Consider the following 18,147-nt stretch of genomic DNA (forward strand, 5'->3'; position numbering starts at 1 on the left):
AGAAGCACTATTACTACATATGCGGGAGCGAACCCCCGCATGTAAGTAGTCAGACATGTTTTCGATGCTATTCAGTTGTTTGTTCTAGTTGTTCATTCTAGTTAATCTTTAAATCTGTATCATCAAAGGCGTCCTGAATCGGAGCACCCGGGGATACCATCGGGTATACCTTGTCGTCACAGTTGATCTGACAGTCAATCACAACCGGACCCTGATGTGCCATCGCTTCCTCAAGAACGCCCTTTAAGTCGTCCTTTCCGGTTACGCGATATGCCTTGACTCCAAGTCCCTCCGCAGTCTTCACGAAATCAACCTGATCGTCAAGCACGGTTGCAGAGTAACGCTTTCCGTAGAACAGCGTCTGCCACTGGCGCACCATACCGAGAACGTGGTTGTTGATGACCACTTCAATAATCGGAATGTTGTAACGGGAAGCCGTTGCAAGCTCATTTAAGTTCATGCGGAAGCATCCGTCACCGGCAATGTTGAAGACCGGAGTATCCGGACATCCCATATCGCCGCATCCCATCTTCGCGCCCATTGCAGCACCAAGGCCGTAGCCCATCGTGCCGAGACCGCCGGAAGTCAGAAGGGTTCTCGGTTTTCTGTATTTGTAATACTGGGCGGCCCACATCTGGTGCTGGCCGACCTCAGTTGCGATAATCGCATTTCCCTGTGTCAGCTCGCTGATCGTCTCCATGATGAACGGACCGGTCAGCTGGCTCTTGTCGTAGCGGAGCGGATACATATCCTTCAGGCGCTCGATGTGCGCAAGCCACTCCTCATGGTTGATCGGGTCAAGACGGGCATTGAGTTTTCTCAGAACCGTCTTCAAATCTCCGACAACGCTTGCATGGGTGCGGATATTCTTGTTGATCTCTGCCGCATCGACATCGATCTGGAGAATCTTCGCGTTCTTTGCAAATTTGGAGGCATTTCCGGTCACACGGTCGCTGAAACGCGCACCTGCAACGATCAGCAGGTCACACTCGGTGATACCGAAGTTGGAAGGCTTTGTTCCATGCATGCCGACCATACCGGTGTAAAGCTCGTCCGTTCCGTCGAATGCGCCCTTTCCCATCAGGGAATCGGCAACCGGAGCCTGAATCCGGTGTGCCAGAGTGCGCAGTTCCTCGGAGGCATTGGAAAGCACAGCACCGCCGCCGACAAAGATAAACGGCTTCTTTGCATTTCGGATCAGGTCAAGTGCCGTCTCGATATCCTCCTCGCGGATCGTATCCGTCTGAGGAACGATCGGCTCCGGATCCTTCGGCTCATACGGATATTCTGCCGCGGTCACATCCTTCGTGATATCGATCAGAACCGGGCCCGGACGTCCGCTCTGCGCAATCTTGAACGCTCTGCGGACAACATCTGCAAGCTTGCTGACATCTTTCACGATGAAGTTGTATTTTGTGATCGGCATCGTCACACCGGTGATGTCGATCTCCTGGAAACTGTCGCGTCCAAGCAGACTCACACCGACGTTGCAGGTGATTGCAACGAGCGGAATGGAGTCCATGTAAGCAGTTGCAATACCGGTAACCAGATTTGTTGCACCCGGTCCGGAAGTTGCAAAGCATACGCCGACTTTTCCGGTTGCACGCGCATATCCGTCTGCCGCATGTGCAGCTCCCTGCTCATGAGATGTCAGGATGTGATGAATCTCATCCTGATGCTTGTAAAGTGCGTCATAAATATTTAAAATTGCTCCGCCCGGATAACCGAATACCGTCTTGACACCCTGCTCTTTCAGGCATTCAATCACGATCTCCGAGCCATTGAGTACTCTCGTTTCCGCCATGGCAAACATTCCTTTCTCTCGCGTTAATTTCCCTGCAGTACTGCTCCCTTGTCTGCGCTTGTTACCAGCTGTGCGTAACGCTTCAGATAGCCGGTAACCTCTTTCTTCTTAGGAGTCCAGTTTGCACGGCGTCTTGCCAGCTCCTCATCGGATACTTTCAGCGTGATCGTATTCGCATTGATGTCGATTGCGATCATATCGCCTTCCTCTACCAGACCGATCGGGCCGCCTGCTGCTGCCTCCGGACATACATGTCCGATGGATGCTCCTCTCGATGCTCCGGAGAAACGTCCGTCTGTGATCAGTGCTACGGAAGAACCAAGTCCCATTCCTGCGATTGCGGAAGTCGGGTTGAGCATCTCTCTCATTCCCGGACCGCCCTTCGGTCCCTCGTAACGGATGACAACGACGTCACCGGCAACAATCTTTCCACTCTTGATTGCGACAATCGCATCATCCTCACAGTCGAAGACGCGGGCCGGTCCCTCATGCACAAGCATCTCCGGAACGACTGCGGAACGTTTTACAACACAGGAATCCGGTGCCAGGTTTCCGCGGAGAACAGCGATTCCGCCGGTCTTGGAGTACGGATTGTCGATTGTGCGGATAACTTCCGGATTGTGGTTGACCGCATCCTTGATGTTCTCGCCAACGGTCTTTCCGGTCACGGTCATGCAGTCGAGGTTCAGAAGTCCGAGCTTGCTGATCTCCTTCATAACTGCATAGATTCCGCCTGCCTCATTCAGATCCTCCATGTAAGTCGGACCTGCCGGTGCAAGGTGGCACAGGTTCGGGGTCTTTGCGCTGATCTCATTTGCGATATCCACGTTCAGCTCCACACCTGCCTCATGTGCGATTGCCGGCAGATGAAGCATGCTGTTCGTGCTGCATCCAAGTGCCATATCCATCGTCAGTGCATTGCGGAATGCTGCCTCTGTCATAATGTCACGCGGACGGATATTTTTCTTGAGCATATCCATAACAGCCATTCCTGCGTGCTTTGCGAGGACAATACGCTCGGAATATACAGCCGGAATCGTACCGTTTCCGCGAAGACCCATTCCGAGAACCTCAGTCAGACAGTTCATGCTGTTTGCCGTGTACATGCCGGAGCAGGAACCGCAGGTCGGGCAGACCTTGCACTCGTACTCTTTTACATCTTCCTCTGTCATTGTGCCTGCCGCATAGGAACCAACTGCCTCAAACATACTAGAAAGGCTGCGCTTACGTCCCTTTACATGGCCTGCAAGCATCGGACCGCCGCTGACAAATACGGTCGGGATGTTCAGACGGGCTGCTGCCATCAGAAGTCCCGGAACATTCTTATCGCAGTTCGGCACCATGACAAGGGCATCAAACTGATGAGCCATCGCCATACACTCCGTGGAATCTGCGATCAGATCTCTCGTCACCAGAGAGTACTTCATTCCTACATGTCCCATTGCAATTCCATCACATACTGCGATTGCCGGGAATACGATCGGAACGCCTCCTGCCATCGCAACACCCTGTTTGACTGCATCTACAATCTTATCCAGGTTCATATGGCCCGGTACAATCTCGTTGTAGGAGCTCACAATACCGATTAACGGTTTCTCTAATTCTTCGTCCGTCAGTCCCAGCGCGCGGAACAGGGAACGTGCCGGCGCCTGCTGCATTCCGGATTTTGCATTATCACTTCTCATTTTTGACTCCTCCTGTACTGTATGTGAATTTCTGATCCTATCAAGTCTCAGTCCATCATTCCGATCAGATCTTTTAAATATTTGCTGCGACCAGATCACCCATCTCGGTGGTTCCGACTTTCTTGCATCCCTCTGCCATGATATCAGCGGTGCGGTATCCATCTGTCAGCACCTTCTGTACAGCTGCCTCAATCGCATCTGCTTCCTTGTCCAGATCAAAGGAATATCTCAGCATCATTGCTGCGGAGAGAATCGTTGCAATCGGGTTTGCAATGTCTTTTCCAGCGATGTCCGGTGCAGATCCGTGGCTCGGCTCATAGAGACCGAACTTCGTCTCATTCAGGCTTGCGGAAGAGAGCATTCCGATGGAACCGGTAATCATGCTCGCCTCATCGGAGAGGATGTCGCCGAACATGTTCTCGGTCAGGATGACATCAAACTGGCCCGGGTTCATCACGAGCTGCATTGCACAGTTATCAACGAGCATATGGCTGAGAGTTACTTCCGGATAATCCTTTGCAACCTCCTCAACAACTTTTCTCCAAAGTCTTGATGAATCCAGGACGTTTGCCTTATCCACGCTGATCACGCTCTTTCTGCGCTTCATCGCAATGTCAAATGCCTTTACTGCAATCCGGCGGATCTCTTTCTCATTGTAGGTCAGGGTATCGGTTGCCTGAAGGCATCCGTCAACCTCCTCAGTATGGCGCTCTCCGAAGTAAAGACCGCCGGTCAGCTCTCTCATGATTACCATATCAAAGCCGTCTCCGATGATCTCCTTCTTTAACGGACATGCCTCTGCAAGCTCTTTATAGAGGTAAGCCGGACGGATGTTTGCAAATAAATTAAGACCTTTGCGGATTGCCAGCAGCCCCGCCTCAGGTCTCAGATTCGGTGCCACATCGTACCATCTTGAATTTCCCACGTTGCCGCCAACTGCTCCAAGCAGGACTGCATCGCTCTGTTTTGCTGTATTCAGTGCTTCCTCCGTCAGCGGAACTCCATATGCATCGATGGAGCAGCCTCCCATCAGGATCTCTGTATAATCAAATTTATGTCCATATACCTCGCCGACACGGTTCAGTACCTTACATGCCTCACGCACAATCTCCGGTCCGATTCCGTCTCCAGGAATCGTTACAATCTTACAGTCCATGGCTTTTCTCCCTCTATTTCTCCGTTTTTCTTAAATTTTTTATCGTTTCTTCCCATATTAACGCATTTGATGGGTTTTTTCAACTCTATCCCCCGAATTTATTCCAGAAAATCCATACGAGATTGGAATTGACTGCATAATCTGGAGTTATGGAGAAAACAAAAATTATGCAAAAAACGGCAGGATCCGCGGAGATATTCTCTCCACAGCCCTGCCGCCTGTGTATTTTGGTCTGTATTCCAGCCCGTATTTCCGTTTTTATTTCTGTTTCTCCCGGTTTCTGTTTTCGATGTCACTTCTGAATCCAGGCACCGTCCTTGCCGACATAGTAACTGTTGATATACTGGCTTGTCGCCATCGTGTGATCCTCGAAAAAATAATACCATTTTCCATTGATCTGCTGCCAGCCCGTGACTGCACATCCGCTCGCATCAAACCAGTACCAGATCTTTCCGTCCTGGTGCCACTCATTGACCAGCATGGTTCCATCTCCCTGAATCCAGAAAAGAGAATCCCCATCTTTGAGCCATTGATTCTCCGCGAGTGTCCCGTCTGCGCTGTAATAATTCCACGCAGATCCATTATAGACCCATCCGGTCTTCGCATACGCCGTGACAGTCATCGCAAGGAAAAAGATTATCGTCAGTGCGGTCCATCCTGCTGTCCGTCTCTTTTCTCTCATCCGCATCCCTCTTTGCCGGATTTAATTCTGCACCCATTTTCCGTCTGCGCCGACCCGGTAACCGCCCGGAACAAGCGCATCTGCTGCCATCACTCCGTTTTTCAGGAAGTAATAGTAATCTCCGTCAATCAGCTTCCAGCCGTTCTTGATTGCACGACCGTTCGCCTGCATGTAGTACCACTTGCCCTCTTCATTCTGAACCCACTCATTGACTGCCATCTTTCCGTCTTCCTTGAGCCAGTAAAGATCGGAGTTCTGCTTGAGCATCTGATTCGTCAGGCGCAGCCCATCCTCACCCACATAGTACCAGGCATCATCAGTATTTACCCACTGTCCGGCTGCCATCACTCCGTCGACGCCGACCCAGTAAGCCCCGGTTCCGTCAGCGGATGCAATCCACTGATTCTTTGCAACCGTACCGTCCTCCTGGTAATAAAAATATCTCTGTCCAACTTTTCCCCACTCACCTGCAAACGCTGCCGTCACAGACATTGCAGACATCGCAAGTGTCAGAACTGCTGCTTTCATCCATGCTTTCTTCATCTCTATCGTCTCCTTCTATTCTAACTGGTTAACCATTAACGGATAAATCTTACAAGTAATTCTCTGTTATACTTGATTTTACCTGATTCTACTTGCTCTGGATTTATTATACGTTCTGCCAGATACACCGTCAACGAATTTCTGCTTACACATTCTGACGATTTTCTTTCGATTCCATATTTTGTAGACATAATTTGCGGATTTGTACAATTTCTGCTCGATTGAGGCAAGTATTTACTTCTCTGCCTCCACAAGTCCTCCGACAAACGGAAGCTCTGCAATCGAAACTTCCCGCACCCAATCGATCAGATTTGAGGAAATGATCGTCGTCATCACGGAAAACAGGATTCGATAAACTGGAATATAGCTCAGGGAAAGTGCAAGCACTGTGAAATCCGTGAACATATACGTTCTCGCAAGTTTCCATTTTGTCAGGTGTGAGATCGTCAGCGCAAGCGCATCATCGCCTCCGCTCGATCCACCCTGACGCACGACAATCCCGACTCCGACTCCGACAAAAATTCCGCCGAGCACTGCGGCAAGAAATGGATTGCCGCTCAGATCTGGAAGAACCGGCGGAAACTGCTCCCACAGCCGGAAGAAAGCGGACATGCTGAACGTCGACACAATCGAGATCCGGATAAACTTTCCGCCAAGGTATTTCAGAGCGAGTGCATAACAGGTCAGATCGAGAAGCGAGGTCAGAATGGAGTTAGAAACACCGAACCAGTGGTTCAGCACGAGAATCATTCCGAGCACACCGCCCTCCGTGATCCCCGACTGGCGGTGAATGTTGTAGATTCCAAATGACGCAATCGCGGTTCCGACAAGAATTGCCGCTACCTTTGTCCACGTCAGCTCCTCCGACATCAGTCTCAGATTTTCTTTTATAAAACCAGTCATTTTACTTTTAAAACGCATGATAATTCAAATCAATTCCTTTCTCTTTCTTGAAACTCTTCTCAATCTTATTCCTATTCCGCGCAGCCCGCAGCTGTTCTTTTGACCAAGTATCTGAACGGTACAGCAGACAAAACGCAAAACCGCCAGAATACATTTTCTTCTGGAAAATATACTCTGACGGATTCTTCTGTCATATTCCTTTCGAATGCCCATAAAACCCCACAGACATTCTGATGTGCAATGATTATAACTGTACTGACTGTATTCTAAATTAATTAGTCGTCCAGATCCTCTTCGCTTACCAGCTCATCAAATTCCTGATCGTCTAACAGCTCATCAAAAGCGTCGGAAACAATCTCATACTCCTCATCATCCTCGATGTTGTCCAGGTTTGGATTGCCGTCTGCATCCTCGCTGTAACGATACAGATATACTTCGCCTTCCTCTGCCTCGATGCCCTCGCTCGGAAGAAGTGCAATGTAATCACGGTTTCCTGCCTCAAAAATGGTGAGCACTACGCACTCCAGCTCACTTCCGTCATCCAGAGTCAGGGTAACGGTCATCTCCTCCTGCTCCATATCCATGTTCTGATCCTTCTGATTATTTGCCATGTCTGTTCCTCTCTCTTATTTCGGGGTATGCCAAGACACACCCCAAATCTTTTTATGTTTCATAGATCCACTTTATCAGAATGAGCGAGCAAAATCAAGCAGTATTTAATACTCAATCCCTTCCCGTGCCCCGATTCCCTTTGTGTAGGGATGTTTGATCATTTTGATTTCTGAGACATAGTCAGAAAGAGCGATCAGGCGCTCAGAAGGATCTCTTCCGGTCAGAACAACTTCCATTGTCTCCGGACGATTCTTAAGAAACTCTGCGACGTCTTCCTCTCTCACCATTCCATAATTGCAGGACGCCATGATCTCATCAAGCACCAGCATATCAAATCCACCGTCCACAGCTTCTCTGACTGCCGTCTCAAATCTTTTCTGAAAATATTCTGCCGCCTCGCGCTTCTGCTCTTCATTCATCCGAAATACGAATCCAAATGTCCGGTCGCACGGCGTGACAGTGATTCCGGGAATGTTTTTAAGGACCTCAACCTCTCCCGAATTATCGGTCTTTAAAAAGCGCACAACCAGCACTTTTCTTCCCCGTCCCGCTGCCCGAACTGCCAGTCCGACTGCCGCCGATGTCTTTCCCTTTCCGTCTCCGCAGTAAATGTGAACGCATCCTCTCATAAATCGAACCCTCCCGTCCTAATTTATCCTACGCCGATAGGATTTTTGCCTTCTGGCCTATGTTTTCTTACGGTCAGCGCATCAAGTGAGCAGACCTACTGTGACCTAGTCTAACTTATCTGCCGCCTTTCTCTTATCTGGTTTTCCCGTCTCTGCTTTCCTGTATTCCTGAATAAACCGGGATGGCTCCTGCTGTTTTCCGTATCGCTGTCTTGCAAAACAGACATGAAGCCGGTCTTTTGCCCTCGTCATCGCAACGTAAAACATCCGCCGCTCTTCCTCGAGATCTGCCTCGAGCACCGCCTTGTGATGCGGAGTGATCCGCTCATTCGCATCCAAAATATACACGATCGGAAATTCCAGACCTTTTGAGCTGTGCATCGTCATCAGCGTCACGCAGTCGATTCTCTGCCCGGCCTCTCTGCCAAGCCTCTGTCCCTGTTCTCTCAGTTTTTCCGCATACTCTCTCTGATGTGTCTCCCAGTCCCCGAGTGTCTGATATCCGGCAGCGCTCTCCTGAATCTGGTCTGCCACCTCAAAGAGTTCCTCCGGATTCATTCTGCGAAATTCTGCATACTCCCTGAGATACTCATCATACCCGACTGCCTTGCGGATATAGTTGATCGCCGGAGCCGGAGCCATTCTTCCGATCATCTTTAAGTCGCTGCACAGATCATCGATCCGTTCCATCATCCAGTCCCTGTCCTGATACCAATTTTCTACCTGATCCCACGAAATCACACTTCCCTCAAGTGCTTCCCGGCTGATATAACGCTTCGGGCGGTTCACAATTCGGAGGGCATCCTCTCGCTTTGCCTTGCGTCTCGCACACAACTCACTGTGTCCAATCCGCAGATAAGAGAGAAAATCTTTCGCAATCCAGTGTTCATACAGATTCGGCAGGGCATCACGCATCTGAAACGGAATGTTGTACTCCATCAACCGCTCCATCAGAAGGCGCGGTTCCATGCTCGTCCGGTAGAGAACGGCAATGTCAGACAGCTGATACCCCATCCGCACATAGTTCTGGATCTCCTGCACAATCCCTCTCGTCTCCGCCTGCGCGTCCGACCAGCCTTCTGTCACAACCGGATGACCCGCCCCACGATTTGCACGAATTTCCTTCGGATACCTCGTCTTATTGTGCGCGATCAGTCTCTCCGACGCATCCACAATCTCCTTCGTTGACCGGTAATTTATCCCCAAAAGCACCTGCCTGCTCTGTGGATAGTCCTTTTCAAATCCAAGCATGATCTCCGGCTTCGCCCCGCGAAAACGATAAATCGACTGATCATCATCCCCGACAATAAAGAGATTGTTTTCGGGAAGAGCCAGCATTTTCACAATCTCATACTGAACCCGGTTGATATCCTGAAATTCATCGATCAGGATAAATCGGAACTTTCGCTGCCACGCACTTAAAATATCTTTTCTCTGGGTAAACAGCTCATAGCACATCACAAGCATATCCTCGAAATCAATTTTACCGCTCCGCTCAAGTTCCGACTGATAGCCCTGATAAAGTCTGCGAAAAATCTCCTCCGAGCAGTTTTTTGAGTAATAATAATCAAGACTCATCATCTCGCCCTTGACCACACCGATCTCTGAAAGAATCGAGGCGATAAACTCCTTCTCATCCTCGACCTCAAGATGCATCTTTTCAATCATCTTTCGGATGATCTCCACCCGCTCCTCCTCCCGCACGATGTTGGAGGCATCGTATCGGTAAGCATATCTGAGGATGTTGAAAAACACTGCATGAAACGTGCCAAAATTCACCGGCGGATGTGCCATACCCCCGCCTCCGGCACGGTTCTGCTCCTGTACGTTTGCCCCTGTCTTTTCCGACTCCATCCCCTCCGGCGAAGTCTCCATCAGCTTCCAGAATCGCTGCCTCATCTCCTCCGCCGCTGCACGGGTGAACGTAATCACAAGAATACTCGATGGATTCACCCCACACTCCTCAATCAGATATTTCACCCTGTGTGTGATCACGGTTGTCTTTCCCGATCCCGGACCTGCAAGCACCATCATCGGTCCCTCAAAATGATGAATCGCCTCAATCTGTGACTTATGAAATGCCATGCCTGCTATCCTTTCCCAAAACTTTTTCTATATATATCTGCCGCTTAACCTGACATTTTTCTGTATGTTTACGATATTCCAACATCAATGCCAGCATAAAATCATGCACCAAATTTTCGTGAATGCCGACCTGATTTTTCATGTCTGCTTGATCTTCCATATAGTAGAGGAAAAAAGACTGCCACAAAACAGGATATTCTCTTCTCACTGTCTTATGGCAGTCTCGCCAATTTACAAATGTACTTGTATTTTAGTTGCAAAAATACTTTAACTTTTCATGGAAGCCATTCTGTTTCCGGCGACGTAAGGCGAGAAAGTACAGGCAAACCCGTTGGAAACGTCGGTGCTTAGGTTGCGTATTTTGCAACCTTATGCACCGCTACGTTGGAAGCCGGAGCGCGAGCGCGTTTGCATGACTTTACTCGCCGTCGTCGCCCTTAGACACACCTTAAATACAATATAAGAATCTTTCTCTTCTTACAGGTTACTCAGCTTCTCAATTCCCTTGCGGATACGTGCCAGAGACTCTTCTTTTCCAAGCACTTCCATGATCTCGGTTGCGCCTGCCGGTGTCATCTGCTTTCCGGAAACAGCAGTGCGGATCGGCCACATTACAAATCCGGTCTTCACGCCTGTATCTGCCACATACTTGGACAGAACCTCATACAGCGCGTCATTGCTGTAATCTTCCTGTGCCTCCAGAAGCGGAAGAACCTCATTCAGGACCTTCAGAGAAGTCTCTGCATTCGTCTTCATCTTCTTGTGCGTGTACATCGCAGTGTCATACTCCGGAAGCTCCTCAAAGAAATCAATGTGATCGATGATATCCGGGAAGATCTCGATTCTCGTCTTCACCATTCCAGCAATCTTCTTTAAGTCAAGATCCTTCTTAATCACTGCCTTCAGATACGGCTCCGCCATCTCGTAGAAGCGGTCTGCATCCATTGCCTTGATGTACTCGCCGTTCATCCATTTGAGCTTCGTCATATCAAATACAGCCGGGGACTTGCTGATATTGCGGTAGTTGAATGCCTCTACCAGCTCCTTTAAGGAGAAGATCTCGCGGTTATCCTCCGGAGACCATCCAAGCAGTGCCACATAGTTGACAACTGCCTCAGCCACAAATCCCTGCTCGATCAGATCCTCAAAAGAAGAATGGCCGCTTCTCTTGCTCAGCTTCTTGTGGTTCTCATCGGTAATCAGCGGGCAGTGTACATATACCGGGATCTCCCAGCCGAATGCATCGTAGAGACGATTGTATTTCGGTGAAGAAGACAGATACTCATTTCCGCGGACAACATGGGTGATTCCCATCAGATGATCGTCCACAACGTTTGCGAAGTTGTAGGTCGGATATCCGTCGGACTTGATCAGAACCATGTCGTCAAGCTCGCTGTTATCAACCGTGATGTCTCCGTAGATCTCATCGTGGAAAGTGGTTGTTCCCTCAGTCGGGTTGTTCTGGCGGATGACAAACGGCTTTCCTGCCGCTAAATTTGCCTCAACCTCTTCCTTGGACAGATGCAGGCAGTGCTTATCATAGGTCATGATCTCCTCGCCGTTTACCACATGCTTCAGAGAATTTAAGCGCTCCTGATCGCAGAAGCAATAATAAGCCTCTCCTTTTTCGATCAGCTTCTTCGCATACTCCATGTAGATGCCTGCCTTCTGGCGCTCACTCTGTACATACGGACCACAGCCGCCATCCTTGTCCGGACCCTCATCGTGAATCAGACCGGTCTCCTCAAGCGTGCGGTAAATGATCTCGGTTGCACCCTCCACGTAGCGCTCCTGATCGGTATCCTCAATACGCAGAAGGAAATCTCCTCCCTCATGCTTTGCAATCAGGTATGCATACAGCGCGGTACGCAGATTTCCCACGTGCATACGTCCTGTCGGGCTCGGTGCATATCTTGTACGAATCTTAGTCATATCCATTCTCCTCGTGTTTCTGTTCTTTTCTTTTTCTTTCTTCTTTTTCTTTTCACGGACGTGTCAAAGCTGTTTCTGTCACAGTTTGCTCACGCCCGATTCAATTCTTGGCAAATGTCATTATATACCCGACTTTCCCAAAAAGAAAGTCCTTTATTCGGCAAAATTCACCGCCACATTTCCGTCCCCGTCCGATTTCACAGAGCTGGAAAACAGCACTCTCGCCGCCTCAATCAGATATGCGGTGTCTCTGCTTCCCGCCGTCTCATAGTTGGAATGCATCGCAAGCTGGGCAAGTCCGATGTCCACAGTGTTGAGAGCGACCTGGTTGCCGGAAATATTTCCGAGCGTGGAACCTCCGAGAATATCGGAGCGGTTGTGGAAGATCTGCACCGGGATCTCAGAATGACTGCACATTGTACGGAAAATGGCCCCGGAAACCGCATCCGTCGTATACTTCTGGTTTGCGCTGTACTTGATCACGATTCCCTTGTTCATATACGGGCGGTTCGTCGGATCTGCCTTATCCGGCTGATTTGGATGCACGCTGTGTGCATTGTCCGCGGAAACCATGAAGCTCGATGCGAGCGCAGTCAAATACTCTTCTTCACTGCGTCCGAGTGCACTGTTGATCCGGTGCAGAACATCCTTTAAGAAAGTAGATGCCGCACCCTGCTTTGTCCCGCTTCCGACCTCCTCATTGTCGAGGACACAGTGAACCGCAATGCTCTGTGTCGGCTCCGCCTTGAGAAATCCGTTCAGGGAAGCGAAAGCACACTGGAGATCATCGAGACGCGGCGCCGCGATAAACTCGCCGTCAAGACCGACAACCGTTCCCTTCGTTCTGTTGTAGAGGAAGAGATCCATGTCGAGAATGTCCTCCGCCTTCACACCGGCTGCTTCTGCAATCATCTCACAGAATTTCTCTCTCGCCGTCGCTGCATCGCTCTGTGCAAGCAGAGGAAGCATGTCCTTCTGTGCATTGAATTCATATCCGTCATTCGCTTTCCGGTTCATATGAATTGCGAGATTCGGAATAATCATCAGATCGCGGTCCACATTCACGAGACGGCTCGAAATCCCATGGTCCGTGCGGACAACGACTCTTCCCGCAACGGAGAGCGGCTTGTCAAGCCACGGTGCAAGGAGAAGTCCGCCATATTTTTCGACATTCAGCTTCACATAGGTCTTATCCACCTCAATCTCCGCATTCGCCTTGATCTTGAGCGCCGGAGAATCGCTGTGGCTCGCCATGATCTGAAAACCTGCAAACGCTGTCTTCGGAATCTTAAACGCGATCAGTGCGGAGTCATTTCTCGTCACATAGTAGCCTTTTCCCGGCTCTAAGTTCCAGCGCTGTCCCTCAAGAAGGCGCTCACAGCCGGCATCCTCAAGGCGCTTTCTCATATTTGCGACAGCCTGAAAACTTGTCGGGCTGTCATTTAAAAATTCCAGAAGCTCTCTTGTCGTCTCCTGAAATAAGGACTCTGTAAATTCCATTTTTTGTTTTCCTTTCCAAATCCAATCTTTCCAATCTTTTCAGCCGCATTCCAAATCAGCAAAACCTGCTGTACGGCGCAACGCTATCTGAACGATCCGGGGCTATCCGGGCAGATTTGCCTTTTCCACCTCTTTAAGAACAGCATCGAGATGGCTCACATTCCCATCCTCGTGGCAGTATCCATCCATTCCGCAGGCGCGCGCACCCTCAATATTCATGCGGACATCATCGATGAAAAAGCACTCCTCCGGCTTGAGAGAAAAGCGCGAAAACAGATGCTGATACATCTCCTTCTGCGGCTTCATGCAGAGAACTTCCGCGGAAAACAGCGCTCCGTCAAAAAGTTCTGCCTCCGGAATCAGGCTCCTCCACTTTGCAGGCAGACGCATACTCGCATTCGAGCAGATGTAAAGCCCGAATCCCTCCTGTTTCAGACGGCGAAGAATCGGCTTCATCTCCTCAATCTGCCACATACATTTGCTGTCCCAGTTCTCCAGACAGAGACGTGCTGCCTCGTGGAGACGCTCCGGCAGACGGCTGCACACCTGGCGCAGTGCCTGCTCCTCGGAGATGATTCCCATATCAAGCTGAACCCACTCCGGAGATACGAAGAGTGCTGTGCAGACTTCTCTCTGGTCTGCCTCATCCTCGATATAAGCCTTGCAGGCCCGCATCGACTCGTAATCCATCAGGATTTTTCCCATATCAAAAACAAAATTTTTAATCATTCTGTCCTCCAAGTGTATTTTTCGGTGAGATTTCGTGTGATTTCGTTTAATTTTGTTTGGTTTTTGTCGTCCTTTCATTATATCGAAAAGCCCGTGAAAAGTCTACCTTCCGCCGTTGAGCATTCTCCAGAGCACCGGCGAAAACCGTTTCAGCACCCATGATGCCGCTCCACAGATCAGAAGGACGATGACCGGCATGGCCAGATATAAAGCAAGAGGCGTCCACTTGCTTGCGGGCAGAACGATCGCCGCCGCTTTGTTGATAAAGCGCACCACCGCGAAATGCGTCGCATAGAGAAAAAAGTTGCAGCGCATAAACGGGTAAGCCGCCGGAAGCCACTCTCCAGGAACCATCATCCACAGACCGCTGACCGCCGCCAGACGGCTGATCACAAATCCCGGAATGAAAGCGGTCCTGAGTCCAAATCCGTAAAACCAGATTCCCCAGAACAGAAACAAAACTCCGACAAGGCCGCGCCGGATGTTCCAGCTTCTCTCCGGAATCGGGACAAACTCTTCATTTTTCTTTTTTCGCCTGCGATCCAGCGCAAGGCAGGCTGCAAACGCATAATAAATCAGCGCATCCGAATTTAACGGTATCAGATCGATATTCTTCCAGACTGCATACCACAAAACAGCAAACAGCAAAATCCGGCTCCAGAGATGCTTCAAAACCGGATAAAGAATCGGTGCCAGCATAATCAGCATAATCAGCTGATACAGATACCAGAATACATAGTTGTATGTATAGTTGATGACTGCATCCGCAAGCGCCGGAAGCGAAAACGGAACCACTCCTTTTCCGACGATCGCCGACACGCCCGTCAGCCGGCTTCCAACAACATATCCCATATAGTAAAGGAAATTCCAGAGAATATAAGGGACAAGGACACTGGAAATCCTGCGCTTCCATTTGCTGGCAAGCAGGTTCCAGTCAAAATCCCGATAAAACAGATAACCCGATATCATAAAGAATCCCGGCACCGCAATCTGACCGAAACGGTCTCCGATCCAGTGCTCTGTCAGATAAACTTCAGCCGTCTCCCCGCAGATTCCAAGAAACATCTGCGCGTTATACGAGTGCACCCACACCACAAGAAGGCTGAAAAAAAAAGAAAACCACACCACTTTATTGCGAAACTGCGGCTCCGTCATCCGGTCGCCTCCTTCCGTTTCCCGACACCCCTGCCTCACGTCTCTGTATCCGTCTCACACTTTCAAAAACGTGAACCCGGTAAATATCTTTATAAGAAAATTATACCAATGCAGGATAAAAAGTCAATGGACCCGGCTATGTAGGAGACGGCATTGTCTGCAGTCCGCTGCCGTCTCCCAGGTTTCCCTGATCTATGAAAAGCATCCTCCGGATGCGGAGCCCAAGTTGCTTTGCAGCCTAATCTATATCTATGAAGAACGCGCCTCTGTTGTGACTGCCTGGCGGTCGATCTCTTTGACGAGAATCAGACAGTCCCCGGCCTTGATTTCCTCGCCGTTTAAGCCGTTTTCCTCGATCACATTCTCTGGCGTCGTGTGAAAACGTTTTGCAATCTCCCAGAGCGTATCGCCCTCCTGGACGAGATAGCCGACAATGCCCGGAAGTTCCCTGAGTTTCCTGCGATCCGCCTCATCGACCTGCACCCGCTCAATCACCGGACAGGAGACCGGCTGAAGAATCAGAACATCCAGATTTACAACCGCCTTGATCTCTGCAAGGTTTCCTCCGGTCATCACCGCAGTCAGCTGCTCCGTACTGCTGTCAAGGTACCAGATGCTGTCCGGATGAATCCCCGGCGCATCCGCCTCATAGTGAAACGGAAAGAGTTCTGTCACCGACTGAATCGGTCTCTGATCGTCATCCGTCAGACAGAGAAGTTCCACCTCAAGTGCCCCGTCAATCGAGAGAATCTCCTTTCCCGGTTCAACCGCATCGAGTTTGACATTCCCGCTGCTGTGACAGATCTGAAGAATTTTCCCAATCCGCCCAAGATCCATCTTTTCGGCCACTCTGCAATTTCCCGCATTGTGCGTCAGAATCCGGTCAAATCCGGCTTTTCCGACTTCGAGCGCAACCTCCCGGTTTGTCGAATAGAGATCGCTCAAAATCTCAAGCTCACTCTCCTCATACAGGCGGATGTCAAGCTCTGCGACCGCATCCACCTCAATCTGGCGCATTTCTCCATCGGAATCCGGTTTTTCTTCCACACCGCGGTGGACAAGTTTCGGGCTCACTGACAGAATCAGATCCGGTCTGCATCCCGGCATCTCAAGTTCGCCGGAAAACGGTATGCTCTCTTCCATCCACGAGACAGTTTCCTCGCCATTCTCACCCTCGTAAATGACAAACACCGTCAGAACTCCTTCCAGATGGACTTTTCCATCTTCCGGGCGAACCTGGATATTTCCAAGGCACGTCTGCGTCCAGAGCAGTCTCCCGACCGCCGGCTTGCTCGGCGGAAGCGTCAGCTCTTCCTTCATTCTCCACGTATCTTTTCTGTGGAGCACGAGTCCCGCCACCTCAATTTTTTTATGCTGCATCAAAAATTTAGGCTGGTCCTGCGCCGCTTCGCTCCCGCCATCTCCCATGCCGGTGTCCACCACATCCACAGTCACCTCCGTGTCCACCCGCGTCTCCGCCTTGATCTCAAGGCGCACGACCGCGCGGATCCCGAACTTTCTGGAGTGAATCAGCTCCGCGTTCAGATCTTCCAGATACCCCGACGCTGTCACATCATCCTGCGCAGTCACATCCGGGACATTGACCGGCTCCTCAAACGGGATCGAACCGCCGAGTGTCTGCATCCCGCCCTCCTCTTTCCGGTATAAGACGTGAAAATCCAGCTTTCCCCGCATCAGGACTCTTCCGTCCTGAATCTTTAACGGTTCCAGCTGGATTTCTCCCGCGCTCAGAATCATCTGATCCGCATCGCTCATCGTATCCGGTATGATAAAATCATCATCAAGCGTCACCTGCGTGCCCACCTGATTTTTCCACCGGTTCATCTGTATCTGTTTTTTCTCCAGTTCCAGCATCTCCATCTTCTCTCTCCCCGCCTGCATCACCTTTTTGTCTGTGATAAGTCTATGCAAAACTTTGAGAAATATGAATTTTCTGGGACTCCTGCTCTTTTTCCTGCTTTTCCTGATGCTCTCTTAATACTCTCTTACTGTTCATGGGAGGCGGCAAGTTCCTCCTGAAGCCGTCTGAGTTCCTGCTCAAGTTCAAGCACACGCTCTTCCATACGGTTGTAAGTCTCAACGGAGACATGCTTTTCCGGTTTCTTGATTGGAACGCCTCCAACCTTGACCGGGCGCGCCGGAACACCCACCGCCGTCGTGTCATTTTCAAGCGGCTTTAAGAGCACGGCGTTTGCCGCAATCTTACAGTTATCTCCGACCTCAAAAGCTCCGAGAATCTTTGCTCCCGCTCCCACCGTGACATTGTTGCCAAGTGTAGGATGGCGCTTGCCCTTATTCAGACCAACACCGCCGAGCGTCACACCCTGATAGATCGTGCAGTTGTCTCCGACTTCCGCAGTCTCTCCGATCACGACACCACAGCCGTGATCGATCAGAATTCCATGTCCGAGCTTTGCTCCCGGATGAATCTCAATCAAGGTAAAGAAACGCGCAATCTGGGAAATCATACGCGCGATGAAAAACATATGGTGCTTATAAAACCAGTGTGCAAACCGATGCCAGATCAGGGCATGAACTCCCTGATACAAAATCAGAACCTCCAGCGCATTGCGTGCCGCAGGATCTCTCTCCTGAACTGCTTTCACATCCTGCCAGATATCTTTTAAAATCATTGTTTCGACCTCACCTGTTCTTCCTTCTAGTTTATGACTCAAGCCCCGAAACAGCTTCTCTATCATTTTCATTAACTC

General features: G+C 50.1%; 15 protein-coding genes. All 15 read right to left on the reverse strand.

Annotated features, from left to right (window positions below; translation table 11 throughout):
• Positions 1-97 precede the first annotated feature (97 nt).
• The 15 genes from ilvB to cysE all read right to left on the reverse strand — a co-directional run bounded on the left by ilvB (position 98) and on the right by cysE (position 18,069).
• Complete coding sequence (ilvB, locus tag ACR0QE_RS01615; RefSeq protein WP_432626637.1) at positions 98-1,804, reverse strand: biosynthetic-type acetolactate synthase large subunit; 1,707 nt, start codon at positions 1,802-1,804, stop codon at positions 98-100.
• Between the two features lie 23 nt (positions 1,805-1,827).
• A complete protein-coding gene (ilvD, locus tag ACR0QE_RS01620; RefSeq protein WP_432626638.1) occupies positions 1,828-3,489 on the reverse strand; it encodes a dihydroxy-acid dehydratase in 1,662 nt (553 codons plus the stop codon).
• Between the two features lie 73 nt (positions 3,490-3,562).
• Complete coding sequence (gene leuB, locus ACR0QE_RS01625) at positions 3,563-4,645, reverse strand: 3-isopropylmalate dehydrogenase (RefSeq protein ID WP_432626639.1); 1,083 nt, start codon at positions 4,643-4,645, stop codon at positions 3,563-3,565.
• A 292-nt stretch (positions 4,646-4,937) separates the two neighbouring features.
• Positions 4,938-5,327, reverse strand: a complete 390-nt coding sequence (locus ACR0QE_RS01630) for a hypothetical protein (protein ID WP_432626640.1) — start codon at positions 5,325-5,327, stop codon at positions 4,938-4,940.
• Between the two features lie 21 nt (positions 5,328-5,348).
• A complete protein-coding gene (locus ACR0QE_RS01635) occupies positions 5,349-5,870 on the reverse strand; it encodes a hypothetical protein (RefSeq protein ID WP_432626641.1) in 522 nt (173 codons plus the stop codon).
• A gap of 234 nt (positions 5,871-6,104) precedes the next feature.
• Entirely contained in the window at positions 6,105-6,791 is a 687-nt protein-coding gene (locus tag ACR0QE_RS01640; RefSeq protein WP_432626642.1) for a YitT family protein, read from the reverse strand.
• Positions 6,792-7,048: 257 nt separating this feature from the next.
• Positions 7,049-7,384, reverse strand: a complete 336-nt coding sequence (locus ACR0QE_RS01645) for a DUF1292 domain-containing protein (RefSeq protein WP_432626643.1) — start codon at positions 7,382-7,384, stop codon at positions 7,049-7,051.
• Between the two features lie 105 nt (positions 7,385-7,489).
• The gene (locus ACR0QE_RS01650) at positions 7,490-8,014 is read right to left on the reverse strand and encodes a cob(I)yrinic acid a,c-diamide adenosyltransferase (protein WP_432626644.1); all 525 of its coding nucleotides are present in this window, start codon (positions 8,012-8,014) and stop codon (positions 7,490-7,492) included.
• A 105-nt stretch (positions 8,015-8,119) separates the two neighbouring features.
• Positions 8,120-10,099, reverse strand: coding sequence for an ATP-dependent helicase (locus tag ACR0QE_RS01655; RefSeq protein ID WP_432626645.1), 1,980 nt, complete (start codon positions 10,097-10,099; stop codon positions 8,120-8,122).
• 477 nt (positions 10,100-10,576) lie between these two features.
• Complete coding sequence (gene gltX, locus ACR0QE_RS01660; RefSeq protein WP_432626646.1) at positions 10,577-12,031, reverse strand: glutamate--tRNA ligase; 1,455 nt, start codon at positions 12,029-12,031, stop codon at positions 10,577-10,579.
• 153 nt (positions 12,032-12,184) lie between these two features.
• Positions 12,185-13,531 (reverse strand): M18 family aminopeptidase, encoded by a 1,347-nt coding sequence (locus tag ACR0QE_RS01665; RefSeq protein ID WP_432626647.1) that lies wholly within the window; start codon positions 13,529-13,531, stop codon positions 12,185-12,187.
• Between the two features lie 102 nt (positions 13,532-13,633).
• A complete protein-coding gene (locus ACR0QE_RS01670; protein ID WP_432626648.1) occupies positions 13,634-14,260 on the reverse strand; it encodes an HAD family hydrolase in 627 nt (208 codons plus the stop codon).
• 102 nt (positions 14,261-14,362) lie between these two features.
• Complete coding sequence (locus ACR0QE_RS01675) at positions 14,363-15,415, reverse strand: acyltransferase family protein (RefSeq protein WP_432626649.1); 1,053 nt, start codon at positions 15,413-15,415, stop codon at positions 14,363-14,365.
• Between the two features lie 249 nt (positions 15,416-15,664).
• Positions 15,665-17,296 carry a DUF3794 and LysM peptidoglycan-binding domain-containing protein gene (locus tag ACR0QE_RS01680; protein ID WP_432626651.1) on the reverse strand — a complete coding sequence of 544 codons (1,632 nt, stop codon included), beginning with the start codon at positions 17,294-17,296 and terminating at the stop codon, positions 15,665-15,667.
• 125 nt (positions 17,297-17,421) lie between these two features.
• Positions 17,422-18,069, reverse strand: coding sequence for a serine O-acetyltransferase (cysE, locus tag ACR0QE_RS01685; RefSeq protein WP_432626652.1), 648 nt, complete (start codon positions 18,067-18,069; stop codon positions 17,422-17,424).
• Positions 18,070-18,147 lie beyond the last annotated feature (78 nt).

Source organism: Brotaphodocola sp. (assembly GCF_050873065.1).
Taxonomy (GTDB): domain Bacteria; phylum Bacillota; class Clostridia; order Lachnospirales; family Lachnospiraceae; genus Brotaphodocola.